Source organism: Salipiger aestuarii (assembly GCF_003259905.1).
Classification (GTDB): Bacteria; Pseudomonadota; Alphaproteobacteria; order Rhodobacterales; family Rhodobacteraceae; genus Salipiger; species Salipiger aestuarii.
This window is the reverse complement of the sequence record NZ_QLMG01000001.1, coordinates 24079-36098: the sequence shown is the minus strand read 5'-3', so window position 1 is coordinate 36098 and position 12020 is coordinate 24079. Positions and strand designations below refer to the sequence as shown.

The following is a 12020-nucleotide window of genomic DNA, read 5'->3' as shown; positions in this document are numbered from 1 at the left end:
GGCGGTCGCGATGGCAAAGTTCGCACATTCGCGGACGCGGGTGATCTTCTGGCCCCGATTTCCTATTTGAGATTTGCCGATCCACCGATCAACTGGTAACGTTCGGTAAACCAGTTTGGAGAAACCCCATGACCATCAAGAGCGTTCTCGGCCTCGCCACAGCAGGGCTTCTTGCCCTGGCGCCGATTGCCCAGGCACAGGAAGTCAAACCGCGCGACCCCCTGATTTCCAGCCAACAGGGCGAAGCATCGTCCCCGCTGGTTCCTGCGCTGATCGGCGGTGGCCTGCTGCTGATCGTCGGGCTTGCGGCCGGCGGCGGCGATGGCGGCGGCGGCGGATCGTCCAACAACACCGTGCCCGACTGACCGTTTCCGCCTGAGCGGAACATTTGTACGAAGAACTGAGGCGGACCTGCATCGGGTTCGCCTTTTCGTTGCGTGTTCTGTGGTCAGATTATTTTTTTGCCAGTAGGTTTACCGCAAGCACAAACGCCGCCGACAAGGCGCACGCTCGAGGACAGGATATGGTTATCAAGGGATTCAAGGGCCTCGCAGCCGCCGGGATGCTTCTTCTGGGTGCCTGCGGCATCGCCTACCAGTCGCCGTCGGTCAATCCGCTCGGCGGCGGGGATACCAAGGTCCGCGTGCTGCGAATCACGCCCGAAAGCGCGATTGTCGCGAACCGGGCGGGGTATGCCCCCAAGGAACTGCCGTCGATCTTCTTCAACACGGCCGGCGGTGGCGCCGTGCAACCCGGCGGCGGGGCGGCCCCCGCCCCGGTCGTCGATTACCAGAACCGGCCATCGTCGATGCAGACCCGCGTGCCCCCCGCACCGAACGAGGGCCCCTACCGGATCGGCGTCGGCGATGTGCTGTTGCTGGCGACCCCCCAGATCGGGTCCACCGTCGAGCAGTTGACCGGACTGCTGGCCGCCGCCAATTCCCGCCAAGGTTACACGGTACAGGACGACGGTGCCATCGCGATCCCCCACGTCGGGCGCGTGCCCGTGTCCGGGTCGACCCTGGAGGAAGCGGAAAACACGCTTTTCCAACGTCTGGTCGAAACCGACATCGAACCGACCTTCAGCCTGGAGGTCGCGGAATTCAATTCCAAGAAAGTGTCCATCGGCGGCGCCGTGCAAAACCCGTCGGTCGCGCCGATCACCCTGACCCCGCTGTATCTGGACGAAGCCCTGGCCGCGGCTGGCGGCGTGAACGCGGCCGATCTGGATTACGCCTCGGTGCGGATCTATCGCGACGGCACGATCTACCAGATCCCGCTGGACGCACTTTATTCAAACCGCAGCCTGGCGCGGGTGCAGCTGACCGACGGCGACGTGGTCTTTGTCGATACCGCTTATGAACTTGACCGCGCGCAGGCTTATTTCGAAGAACGCATCCGGCTGGCCGAATTCCGCCAGGGTGCGCGCATCGCGGCCCTGAACGAACTGAACGCCGAGGTCGGCCTGCGCCGGGGCGCGCTTGGCGAGGCGCGTGACAATTACATGACCCGGCTCGAACTGGATTCGGTTGACCGCGACTACGTTTACCTGACCGGAGAGGTCGACAGCCAGGCGCGCTATGCCTTGCCTTTCGGGCGCACCGCGTCCTTGGCGGATGCGCTGTACGAGAATGGCGGCGTGCCGACCCAGACCGGCAATGTGCGCGAAATCTATGTGCTTCGCGGCTCGCCCGATCCGCGTGAATTCGGCGCGATCACCGCCTGGCAGCTGGACGGGCGCGACGCCGCGAGCTTTCTGCTGGCCACCCGGTTCGAGATGCGCCCCAACGATGTGATCTTTGTCGCCGAACAGCCCGTGACCCGCTGGAGCCGCGTCATCAGCCAGATCACCCCGTCGCTGGTGACCTACGCCGCCTCTGCCGCGTCGAACTAGAACCGGATACGCCATGGGTGAATCTCGCTGCACCCACGTTTGCCTGGCAATGCGCGCCGTTGGTGCCAGGCCCGTGGAATGAGACGTTTTCTGCGTCGCAAGCCTCTGGGCGGTGCCGGCATTCGCAGACAGGCGTTTCAGGCCCCGATTCAGCCTCTGGCCCCGTTCTGGGCGATTGGCGACCTTCACGGATGTGCCGAGCTGTTTGACCGGCTTCTCGATCAGATGTTCGATCTGGGGCGCCCGGCGATCAGGCTTGTCCTGATGGGCGATTACATCGACCGGGGCGACGACAGCGCCGGCGTGCTGCGGCGGCTGCATGGCATCCAGACCGAGGTCGGCGTCGATGTGATGGTGTGCCTGCGCGGCAATCACGATCAGATGCTCATTGATTTTCTCGACCGCCCCGAGCTGTGCGGCCCGCGCTGGCTGCGCCACGGCGGACTTCAGACACTGGCCAGCTTCGGCGTTGCCGCACCACGCCCGAACGTCGGGCACGCGCAGTGGCAGGATGCCCGCGACCGGCTGCGCGGCGCTTTGGGCGACGCGACCGAGGCCTGGCTGCGGGGGCTTCCGTCCAGCTGGCAGTCGGGCAACGTCTTTGCCTGCCACGCGGGTACGGACCCCGCCCTTCCTGTGGGTGCTCAGGACGAAGCGGTGTTGCTGTGGGGCCATCCGGATTTCGAAAGGATTTCGCGCGGTGACGATACCTGGGTGGTCCACGGCCACACCATCGTCAAAGCGCCGCAGGCGCAGGACGGGCGCATTTCGATCGACACCGGCGCCTATGCCACGGGGCGTCTGAGCGCCGCATTGATCGAACCGGGTCATGTGACGTTCGTGTCGACCTGACCGGGTGGCCGACCGAGAGGCCGGCGCCTAGAGCACCACGATGCCGCTGTGCTTGGCCTTGTGTTCGGGTTCGACGTGAATGGTGACGCGGCTGCCTTCGAACGCGACGTGCACCGCGCTTTCGATGCGGTCGCAAATCTCATGCGCGGCCTCGACCGTCATCTCGCCCGGCACGACAAGGTGAAATTCCACGAACAGCGCCCGCCCGGCGCGGCGCGAGCGCAGGTCGTGGGCTTCGACCGCGCCTTCGGCATTGGCCGAGATCAGCGTGCGCATCTGTTCGATCTCGCCCTCGGGGGCTGATTCGTCCATCAGCCCACCGATCGAATGGCGCACCACGTCCCAGCCGGACCACAGGATGTTGACCGCCACAAGCGCCGCCAGCAGCGGATCCAGCCAGGCCCAGCCCGTCAGCACCGCCGCGACCACACCGACCGTGACCCCGAGCGACGACACCACGTCGGTCAGCAGGTGCTTGCCGTCCGCTGCAAGCGCGGGCGAGCGCATCTGTCGGCCCGCGCGCAGCAGCACGAGACACCAGACGGCGTTGATGACGCCCGCCAGCAGGTTGATGCCCAGCCCTTGCCAGGGGGCCTGGATGAGCGCGGGGGCCTGCCATGCGTCCCAGGCTTCGCGCAGGATCAGTATGGCGGCGACGACGATCAGCACGCCTTCGAGCACGGCGCTGAAATATTCCGCCTTGTGATGACCATAGGGATGATCGGCATCGGCGGGCATCGCCGAGATGCGCAAGGCGACCAGCGCCGCAAGCGCGGTGGCGACATTCACGATGCTTTCCAGCGCATCCGACAGCAGAGCCACGGATCCGGTGACCCACCAGGCGAACGTCTTGAGGGCGAGAACCGCGAGGCCCACGGCGACGCTGCCGTAGGCGATTTTCAGGACCTTGCTCATGGCTGCCTCTGCGCCGGCCTAGGGGATTGCGCGCCTGATAGCGAACCGGCCCCGGACACGCAACCGCGCGACCCGGACAGGGTTTGTCACTTGTTGAGCGCGTCGCGGATCTCGATCAGGATGTCGAGCTGCGACGGTCCGGTATTGACCTCGGGCGCCACCTCGTCGGGCTTTTCCGCGGCGGATTTGACCCGGTTGACAAGCTTGACCAGCATGAACACCACAAAGGCGATGATAAGGAAATTTATGATCGCGGTGATGAACGATCCATAGGCGAACACCGTGGCCCCGGCTTCGCGCGCGCTTTCGAGGCTGCTGTAGGTCGCATCGCCGTAGAGCCAGTAAAGATTGGTGAAATCTATGCCCCCGGTGAACAGCCCCACGATGGGGTTTATCATGTCCGTGACCAGGGATTGCACGATGGCGGTGAATGCGGCGCCGATGATGATGCCGACGGCCATGTCCATGACATTGCCCTTGGCGATGAAATCCTTGAATTCCTGAATCATTGGTAAGTTCCCTGAATGATCGTTGTGTATCGCGGCAACGCCGCCGGACCATGACTGTGGCACAGATGCCCCGAAGTCCAGAACTGAAATCGCCCCGGTGACGGCGCGCAAGCCGCGGGCCGTGCCCTGTCACCCCGAAGCGCCCCGGGGGCGTGTGACAGGGCCGCCCCCCCAAACAGGCTGTCAGGCCCCCGCCGGAAGCGCCCCGGTGAGCACATAGCGCAGCACGCTGGCGACCTCTTCGGGGGACCGGGCGACGGCAAGGGCTGCCGCGTCGATCTCTTTCAGGGCGTGGTCGTGTTCGGGCGGTTGCAGCACGATCAGCGACTTGCCCAGCGCCGCCGCGACTCCGGCATCGAATGCGGCATTCCACTGCCTGTACTTGTCGCCGAACCGAACCACGACCACATCCGCCTCGGCGATCAGCTTGCGGGTGCGGATGGCGTTGATCTGCGCGCCCTTGCGGTCATGCCAGAACTTGTCCGGTTCCGCCCCAAGGATGGCGACGCCGCAATCGTCGCTCGCGGCGTGATCGGTGACCGGCGCGGAAAAGGTCACATCCAGCCCCTGCGCGCCCTCGATGACGCGCTCGCGCCAGTCGGTGTGGATTTCACCCGACAGATAGATTGTCAGCCCCATGGTATCGTTCCTCTTGTTGCCGGTCACTCCGGGCTATCACGGTGGCACGCGATGGCAACGGCCAGCTGCGGAACGCGCCCGTCGCCGCCGCTGCGGTTTCTCAAAACCGCCGTCTTTTGCGCTGGCGGCGATTTCACGCGCATTTGCGCAGGTCAACCTCTTTCGCGCCCCTGAAAGCGGACCTATAAGTGCCGTTGCTTGGGCTCGGGCAGAGTCGCGGGCCAAAGACGTCATATCGACACCATTGGGGACAGGGCACAGCATGTTTGGACTGGACAGACTCATGGGCGCCTTTTCGGCGGACATGGCCATCGACCTTGGGACAGCCAACACGCTTGTCTACGTCAAGGGACGGGGCATTGTGCTTTCCGAACCATCCGTGGTTGCCTATCACATCAAGGATGGTGTGAAAAAAGTGCTGGCCGTGGGCGAGGACGCCAAGCTGATGCTGGGCCGCACCCCCGGCAGCATCGAGGCCATCCGCCCGATGCGCGAAGGCGTCATCGCGGATTTCGACACCGCCGAGGAAATGATCAAGCACTTCATCCGCAAGGTGCACAGGCGGTCGACCTTTTCCAAGCCCAAGATCATCGTCTGCGTGCCCCACGGCGCGACTCCGGTGGAAAAGCGCGCCATTCGTCAGTCGGTGCTGAGCGCGGGCGCGCGCAAGGCCGGGCTGATCGCCGAGCCCATCGCCGCGGCCATCGGCGCGGGGATGCCGATCACCGACCCCACCGGCAACATGGTCGTCGACATCGGCGGCGGCACCACCGAGGTCGCCGTGCTGTCGCTGGGCGACATCGTCTACGCCCGGTCGATCCGCGTCGGCGGCGACCGGATGGACGAGGCGATCATCAACTACCTGCGCCGCCAGCAAAATCTGCTGGTCGGTGAATCCACCGCCGAGCGCATCAAGACCAGCATCGGCACCGCGCGGATGCCCGACGACGGGCGCGGCAGTTCCATGCAGATCCGCGGCCGCGACCTGCTGAACGGTGTGCCCAAGGAAACCGAGGTCAGCCAGGCCCAGGTTGCCGAGGCCCTGTCCGAACCCGTGCAACAGATTTGCGAGGCGGTGATGACCGCGCTGGAAGCAACCCCGCCCGATCTGGCCGCCGACATCGTCGACCGGGGCGTGATGCTGACCGGGGGCGGCGCGTTGCTGGGCGATCTGGATCTGGCGCTGCGCGAACAGACCGGCCTTGCGGTGTCCATCGCGGATGAAAGCCTGAACTGCGTGGCGCTAGGCACCGGCAAGGCGCTGGAATACGAAAAACAGTTGCGCCACGCCATCGACTACGATTCCTGAACCTCTTCAGCCGCGTCCTCGGGCGCGGTACACTAGGACCGAATGGCGAAGAACGGATCCCAGTCCGAAACCTACTCTGGCCCGCTGAAGCGACTGCTTCTGGCGATCCTCGTGCTGTGCCTTGTGGGGTTGTTCATCTTCTGGCGCATCGATTCGCCGCGCGTCGAACGGTTTCGCGCCCAGATCGTCGACCGGGTGCTGCCCGGCTTCGACTGGGCGATGGCGCCGGTCAGCGGCGCGGTGCGCATCCTGCAGGATTTCCAGAGCTACCAGCGCATCTACGATCAGAACCAGGAACTGCGCCGCGAACTGCGCCAGATGACCGCCTGGAAAGAAGCCGCGCTTCAGCTTGAACAGGAAAACGCCCGGCTGCGCGATCTGAACAACGTGCGGCTGGACCCTCGGCTGACCTATATCACCGGGGTGGTGCTGGCCGACAGCGGCTCGCCCTTTCGGCAGTCGGCGCTTATCAATGTCGGCTCCCGCGATGGCATCGTGGATGGCTGGGCAACGATGGACGGGATCGGCCTTGTCGGGCGAATCTCGGGCGTGGGGCCGAACACCAGCCGGGTCATTCTGCTGACAGACACCACCAGCCGCATCCCTGCGGTCATCCAGCCCTCGGGGCAGCGCGCGCTGGTGATTGGCGACAATTCCGCCGCGCCACCGATTGATTTTCTGGAAGACGACGACCAGGTGCGCCCCGGCGACCGCATCGTGACCTCGGGCGATGGTGAGGTGTTTCCCCCCGGCCTGCTGATCGGGCAGGTGGCCGCCGATCCGGGCGGGCGGCTGCGGGTGCGCCTTGCCGCCGACTATGAGCGGCTGGAGTTTCTGCGGGTGCTGCGCGATCATGGCGCGCGCCAGGTCAGCGCGCCCTCCGCCCTGATCCTGCCCGAAATCCCCCCCGGCATGCAGATGCCCCCCGCCATCGACCCGGCCACCGGCCCAGCCGCGGACCCCGGCGATGGCTGAGGCCCGCCCCGGACGCATCCTGGTCATGCGCGCGGCCTTTGTCGGTCTGGCGCTGCTGATCCTGTTCTACCACCTGCTGCCCCTGGACATGATGCCGCCGCGCTATGCGGGGCCGGATCTTCTGGTGGGGCTGTGTTTTGCCTGGGCGCTGCGGCGCCCCGATTATGTGCCGGCCCTGCTGGTGGCCGGGGTCATGCTGCTGGCCGACCTGATGCTGGGGCGCCCCCCCGGACTGTGGGCGGCGCTGACGCTGCTCGCGACCGAGACGCTGAAACGCCGTGACCGGCGCGGCCCCGAAACCACGTTCGTCATGGAATGGATCGCCGTGGCCACCACGCTGATGACCATCACCATCGTCTACCGCCTGGTGCTGGGGCTGGTGGTTGTGCCCGCAGGCCCCCCCTTTCTGGCGCTTATGCGATTTGCCATGACCGTGATATGCTATCCGGCGGTGGTCATGGTATCGCAGTTCCTGCTGGGGGTGCGCCGCATGTCCCCCGGAGATTTCGACCACGCCGGGAGAAGCCTGTGAGACGCACGCCCCGCGAAACCGCAGACAGCAATCGCAAGATCACCCGTCGGGGCCTGCTGCTTGGCGGTTCCCAAATCGCCTTCGCCGGTGTGCTGGGCCTGCGGATGCGCCACATGCAGGTGGATCAGGCCGATGAATTTCGCCTGCTGGCCGAAGAGAACCGCATCAACATGCACCTGATCCCGCCGTCGCGGGGGCGGATCTTTGATCGCGAAGGCCGGGTGATCGCCGATAACGAAAACACCTATCGCATCACCATGCGGCGCGAGGATTCCGGCGATCTCGAAGACACCATCGGGCGGCTGGCGCAGCTGGTACAGCTGGACCCCGAGGATGTGACCCGCGCGCTGGAGGAAATGCGCACCTCGCCGCCGTTTCTTCAGGTAACCGTGGCCGACCGGGTCACCTGGGACGAAATCAGCCGGGTCGCGGTGAACGCCCCCGCCCTGCCCGGCGTCACCCCCGAAGTGGGCCTGAGCCGGGTCTATCCCCAGCACGACACTTTCGCGCATGTTGTGGGCTACGTCGGGCCGGTGTCCGAACGCGACCTTGCCCGCTATGAAGACCCCGAGCCGGTGCTGCGCATCCCGCGGTTTCAGATCGGCAAGGTGGGCATCGAATCCAAATACGAGGAACAGCTGCGCGGCGCCGCCGGTGCCAAGCGGGTCGAGGTCAACGCGGTGGGACGCGTCATGCGCGAACTCGACCGGCGCGAAGGCACCGCGGGCGCCGATCTGCAATTGACCGTCGACAGCGAGCTTCAGGATTACATCAAGGCCCGCCTTGGCCCCGAAAGCGCCAGCGCGGTCGTGATCGATGTCGAAAGCGGCGACTTGCTCGCCATCGCCTCGTCGCCCTCATACGATCCAAACAAGTTTGTGCGCGGCATTTCCGTGCCCGATTACGGCGCGTTGCGCGAGAACAACCACCGCCCGCTGGCCTCCAAGACGGTGCAGGACGCCTATCCGCCCGGATCGACATTCAAGATCGTGACCGCGCTGGCCGGGCTGGCCGCCGGGGTGATCGGGCCGGACGAGACCGCCTACTGCCCCGGCCACCTTGAGGTCGGGTCGCGGCGGTTTCACTGCTGGAAACGATCCGGGCATGGGCATGTGAACCTGGAAAACAGCCTGCGCGACAGTTGCGACGTCTATTATTACGAGCTGGCGATGAAGGTCGGGATCGAAAACATCGCCGCGATGGGCCGCCGTCTGGGGCTGGGCGCGGCGCCCGATGTGCCGATGTCGGCGGTGACCGCCGGCCTGATGCCCGACAAGGACTGGAAGCGGCGCGAGCGGGGCGCGGAGTGGCTGATCGGCGACACGGTGAACGCCTCGATCGGACAGGGGTTCGTGCTGACCTCGCCGCTGCAACAGGCGATCATGACCGCCCGCGTCGCCACGGGGCGCGAGATCATGCCCCGCCTCGTGCGCAGCATCGGCGGCGCCCAGGTTCCGCTGGTCGGCGGTGGCGACCTCGGGATCGACCCGCAGCATCTGCGCTGGGTGCGCAACGGGCTGATCTCGGTCGTCAACAGCCCGCGCGGCACGGCGCGGCGGTCGCGTATCGCCGCCGACGACAAGCGCATGGCCGGCAAGACCGGCACCAGCCAGGTGCTCAACCGCGTGGTGCGCAACCAGGATGTGCCCTGGGAAGAACGCGATCACGCGCTGTTCGTCTGCTACGCGCCGGTCGACGCACCGCGCCTTGCGGTTTCGGTGGTCGTGGAACACGGCGGCGGCGGCTCGACGGTGGCCGCGCCGGTGGCGCGCGACATCATGCTGCAGGCGCTCTACAAGGGCACGCCCCCGCTTGACGCCTACCCGTCGTCGGATCGCGACCGCATCAAGACCCAGCAGGACCGGATCGCACGCGAACGCGCCGAACGCGCCGAGGCAGAGGGGCGCCGCGCATGAGCTATCTTGAATATTCGGTCAAGACGATCCCGTCGGGCTGGCGCAAGGTGCTGTACCTGAACTGGCCGCTGGTGGTGCTGCTGTCCGCCGTCGCCAGCGTCGGGTTCCTGATGCTGTATTCGGTCGCGGGCGGCGCGCTTAGCCCCTGGGCAGAACCGCAGATGAAACGCTACCTGCTGGGCCTGGGCGCGATGTTCTGTGTTGCGATGGTGCCGATATGGCTGTGGCGCAACCTGTCCGCGCTGATCTACCTGGGCGCGCTGGCCCTGCTGGTCGCGGTCGAACTGTTCGGTGCCATCGGCATGGGCGCGCAACGCTGGATCGACATCGGGTTCATGCGGTTGCAACCGTCCGAGGTGATGAAGGTCGCGCTGGTGATGGCGCTGGCGGCCTATTACGACTGGCTGCCGATGCGGCGTGTGTCGCATCCGGTCTGGGTCATCGCGCCCTTGCTGCTGATTCTCGCGCCGACGTTTCTGACGCTGATCCAGCCCGACCTTGGCACCGCGATCCTGCTGATGGTGGGGGGGGGCGCGATGATGTTCATCGCGGGTGTACACTGGGCCTATTTCGCGATCGTGATCGCTGCGGGGGGCGGCGCGGTTTACACCGTATTCCTGTCGCGCGGCACGCCGTGGCAGTTGCTGAAGGATTATCAGTTCCGCCGCATCGACACGTTTCTCGACCCGTCCACCGACCCGCTGGGCGCCGGGTATCACATCACCCAGGCCAAGATCGCCATGGGTTCAGGCGGCTGGACCGGGCGCGGGTTCATGCAAGGCACCCAGTCGCGGCTGAACTTCCTGCCCGAAAAGCATACCGACTTTATCTTCAACACGCTGGCCGAGGAATTCGGCTTTGTGGGGGGGATCTCGCTGCTGCTGCTGTACGTCCTGATCGTGGTCTTCTGCATCGTCGCCGCGTTGCAGAACAAGGACCGCTATTCGTCGCTGCTGATCCTCGGGGTCGGGCTGACGTTCTTTTTGTTCTTCGCGGTGAACATGTCGATGGTGATGGGCCTTGCCCCGGTCGTCGGTGTCCCGCTTCCGCTGGTCAGCTATGGCGGGTCTGCCATGCTGGTCCTGATGATCGCCTTCGGCCTCGTGCAGAGCGCCCATATCCACAGGCCCCGCTGATGCCGAATATTCTTTTTGCCGCCACCGACGAACGCTGGCCGGAATATGAACCTGTGCTGCGCGCCGCGCTGGATGCCACCGGCATGGACTACAGGCTTGCCCGCGACCTGCCCAAGGCCGAGGTCGATTACATCGTCTACGCCCCCAATTCGGATGTGCAGGATTTCACCCCCTACACCCGGCTCAAGGCCGTTCTGAACCTGTGGGCCGGGGTCGAGCAGGTGACACGGAACGAAACGCTGAAGGTGCCGCTGGCCCGCATGGTGGACACGGAGGGCCTGACCCAGGGCATGGTCGAATACGTCACCGGACATGTGCTGCGCCATCATCTGGGAATGGACAGGCATATCGTGAACCCCCCGCACAGCTGGCGGCCAGAGCCGCCGCCGCTGTCTGGCGACCGCCCTGTCACGATCCTTGGGCTGGGGACACTGGGGCTGGCCTGCGCACAGGCGCTGGCCGCACTGGGATTTCCGGTGACCGGTTGGTCACGCAGCCCCAAGCAGGCCCCCGGCATCACCTGCCTGCACGGCGAAGCCGCGCTGGATGCCGCGCTTGCGCGCGCTGACATCCTGGTGCTGCTGTTGCCCGACACCCCCGCCACAACCGATCTGATGGGCGCAGACCGGCTGGCCCGCCTGCCCCTCGGGGCCGTCCTGATCAATCCTGGCCGAGGCCCGCTGATAGACGATGCCGCGCTGATCGCCGCGCTGGACAAGGGCGCGCTGTCCCACGCCACACTGGATGTATTCCGCACCGAACCGCTGCCCCGCGATCATCCGTTCTGGGCACATCCCAAAGTGACGGTCACGCCCCATATCGCGTCGGAAACCCGCGCCCCCAGCGCCGCGCGCGTCATTGCGGAGAACATCCGCCGCGCCGAAGCGGGCGCACCGATGCTGCATCTGGTCGACCGCGACGCGGGTTACTGACCGTCTGTCGCGTCCGGGGTCCGGCGCCGCTTGAACACGCCGGACCCCTTGGCCACAAGCGTCCCCAGGTCGTCCGACAGCGTGGCTTCGGCATAAAAGATGCTGCGCCCGCCCCCGGTCATCCGTGCATCGCAGATCAGCCGGGCGCCGCGGGGCTTGCCGATATATTGCACGTTCAGCGACAGCGTCAGCGCCACTGCCCGCGCGTCGGCCTCCCCCGTCCAGCATCCGGAAATCCCCATGGCGGAATCCAGCAACGTTGCATGCACACCGCCATGCACAATCCCCTCCCGATTGCCCAGCTTGCCCGAAATCGCCATTTCGTAGCGCGCAAATCCTTCGCGCCAGTCGACAAGGTCATATCCCAGCATCTGCGCAAACGCGCTTGGCGGATCGGTCATATCGGTCATG

Annotated in this window: 13 protein-coding genes; 9 read left to right on the top strand and 4 right to left on the bottom strand. The window is 65.7% G+C overall.

Annotated elements, in window-relative coordinates:
- Window positions 1-128 precede the first annotated feature (128 nt).
- The 3 genes from ATI53_RS00220 to ATI53_RS00210 all read left to right on the top strand — a co-directional run bounded on the left by ATI53_RS00220 (window position 129) and on the right by ATI53_RS00210 (window position 2746).
- Window positions 129-365 (top strand): hypothetical protein, encoded by a 237-nt coding sequence (locus tag ATI53_RS00220; protein ID WP_009504430.1) that lies wholly within the window; start codon window positions 129-131, stop codon window positions 363-365.
- Window positions 366-523: 158 nt separating this feature from the next.
- The gene (locus tag ATI53_RS00215; protein WP_009504431.1) at window positions 524-1894 is read left to right on the top strand and encodes a polysaccharide biosynthesis/export family protein; all 1371 of its coding nucleotides are present in this window, start codon (window positions 524-526) and stop codon (window positions 1892-1894) included.
- 78 nt (window positions 1895-1972) lie between these two features.
- Window positions 1973-2746: a metallophosphoesterase gene (locus ATI53_RS00210; protein WP_009504432.1), complete on the top strand. Its 774-nt coding sequence runs from the start codon at window positions 1973-1975 to the stop codon at window positions 2744-2746.
- 27 nt (window positions 2747-2773) lie between these two features.
- Here ATI53_RS00210 and ATI53_RS00205 read toward each other — a convergent pair whose 3' ends face one another.
- From ATI53_RS00205 to ATI53_RS00195, 3 genes are all read right to left on the bottom strand, one after another.
- Entirely contained in the window at window positions 2774-3661 is an 888-nt protein-coding gene (locus ATI53_RS00205; RefSeq protein ID WP_009504433.1) for a cation diffusion facilitator family transporter, read from the bottom strand.
- 86 nt (window positions 3662-3747) lie between these two features.
- Complete coding sequence (gene mscL, locus ATI53_RS00200; RefSeq protein WP_009504434.1) at window positions 3748-4170, bottom strand: large conductance mechanosensitive channel protein MscL; 423 nt, start codon at window positions 4168-4170, stop codon at window positions 3748-3750.
- A 183-nt stretch (window positions 4171-4353) separates the two neighbouring features.
- A complete protein-coding gene (locus ATI53_RS00195; RefSeq protein ID WP_009504435.1) occupies window positions 4354-4809 on the bottom strand; it encodes a YtoQ family protein in 456 nt (151 codons plus the stop codon).
- Window positions 4810-5071: 262 nt separating this feature from the next.
- On the opposite strand from ATI53_RS00195, the gene ATI53_RS00190 reads away from it, so the two are divergent.
- The 6 genes from ATI53_RS00190 to ATI53_RS00165 are packed head-to-tail and all read left to right on the top strand — an operon-like array spanning window position 5072 to window position 11609.
- Window positions 5072-6118 carry a rod shape-determining protein gene (locus tag ATI53_RS00190; protein ID WP_034452375.1) on the top strand — a complete coding sequence of 349 codons (1047 nt, stop codon included), beginning with the start codon at window positions 5072-5074 and terminating at the stop codon, window positions 6116-6118.
- 42 nt (window positions 6119-6160) lie between these two features.
- The gene (gene mreC / locus ATI53_RS00185) at window positions 6161-7093 is read left to right on the top strand and encodes a rod shape-determining protein MreC (RefSeq protein WP_009504437.1); all 933 of its coding nucleotides are present in this window, start codon (window positions 6161-6163) and stop codon (window positions 7091-7093) included.
- Window positions 7086-7625 carry a hypothetical protein gene (locus ATI53_RS00180; protein ID WP_009504438.1) on the top strand — a complete coding sequence of 180 codons (540 nt, stop codon included), beginning with the start codon at window positions 7086-7088 and terminating at the stop codon, window positions 7623-7625. The genes mreC and ATI53_RS00180 overlap by 8 nt, the downstream gene beginning before the upstream one ends.
- Window positions 7622-9541, top strand: a complete 1920-nt coding sequence (gene mrdA / locus ATI53_RS00175; RefSeq protein WP_111549435.1) for a penicillin-binding protein 2 — start codon at window positions 7622-7624, stop codon at window positions 9539-9541. The genes ATI53_RS00180 and mrdA overlap by 4 nt, the downstream gene beginning before the upstream one ends.
- Window positions 9538-10677 carry a rod shape-determining protein RodA gene (gene rodA, locus ATI53_RS00170; RefSeq protein ID WP_009504441.1) on the top strand — a complete coding sequence of 380 codons (1140 nt, stop codon included), beginning with the start codon at window positions 9538-9540 and terminating at the stop codon, window positions 10675-10677. The genes mrdA and rodA overlap by 4 nt, the downstream gene beginning before the upstream one ends.
- The gene (locus ATI53_RS00165; RefSeq protein ID WP_111549434.1) at window positions 10677-11609 is read left to right on the top strand and encodes a 2-hydroxyacid dehydrogenase; all 933 of its coding nucleotides are present in this window, start codon (window positions 10677-10679) and stop codon (window positions 11607-11609) included. The genes rodA and ATI53_RS00165 overlap by 1 nt, the downstream gene beginning before the upstream one ends.
- Here ATI53_RS00165 and ATI53_RS00160 read toward each other — a convergent pair.
- A complete protein-coding gene (locus ATI53_RS00160; RefSeq protein ID WP_111549433.1) occupies window positions 11603-12019 on the bottom strand; it encodes a PaaI family thioesterase in 417 nt (138 codons plus the stop codon). The genes ATI53_RS00165 and ATI53_RS00160 overlap by 7 nt on opposite strands.
- Between the last annotated feature and the right edge of the window lies 1 nt (window position 12020).

What these genes read in the sequence shown, in the direction of transcription:
- ATI53_RS00205 (WP_009504433.1), bottom strand. Translation starts at nt 3,661, where the DNA reads ATGAGCAAGGTCCTGAAAATCGCCTACGGCAGCGTCGCCGTGGGCCTC.
- ATI53_RS00215 (WP_009504431.1), top strand. Translation starts at nt 524, where the DNA reads ATGGTTATCAAGGGATTCAAGGGCCTCGCAGCCGCCGGGATGCTTCTT.
- ATI53_RS00210 (WP_009504432.1), top strand. Translation starts at nt 1,973, where the DNA reads ATGAGACGTTTTCTGCGTCGCAAGCCTCTGGGCGGTGCCGGCATTCGC.
- ATI53_RS00160 (WP_111549433.1), bottom strand. Translation starts at nt 12,019, where the DNA reads ATGACCGATATGACCGATCCGCCAAGCGCGTTTGCGCAGATGCTGGGA.
- mscL (WP_009504434.1), bottom strand. Translation starts at nt 4,170, where the DNA reads ATGATTCAGGAATTCAAGGATTTCATCGCCAAGGGCAATGTCATGGAC.
- ATI53_RS00195 (WP_009504435.1), bottom strand. Translation starts at nt 4,809, where the DNA reads ATGGGGCTGACAATCTATCTGTCGGGTGAAATCCACACCGACTGGCGC.
- rodA (WP_009504441.1), top strand. Translation starts at nt 9,538, where the DNA reads ATGAGCTATCTTGAATATTCGGTCAAGACGATCCCGTCGGGCTGGCGC.
- ATI53_RS00180 (WP_009504438.1), top strand. Translation starts at nt 7,086, where the DNA reads ATGGCTGAGGCCCGCCCCGGACGCATCCTGGTCATGCGCGCGGCCTTT.
- mreC (WP_009504437.1), top strand. Translation starts at nt 6,161, where the DNA reads ATGGCGAAGAACGGATCCCAGTCCGAAACCTACTCTGGCCCGCTGAAG.
- ATI53_RS00165 (WP_111549434.1), top strand. Translation starts at nt 10,677, where the DNA reads ATGCCGAATATTCTTTTTGCCGCCACCGACGAACGCTGGCCGGAATAT.
- ATI53_RS00220 (WP_009504430.1), top strand. Translation starts at nt 129, where the DNA reads ATGACCATCAAGAGCGTTCTCGGCCTCGCCACAGCAGGGCTTCTTGCC.
- ATI53_RS00190 (WP_034452375.1), top strand. Translation starts at nt 5,072, where the DNA reads ATGTTTGGACTGGACAGACTCATGGGCGCCTTTTCGGCGGACATGGCC.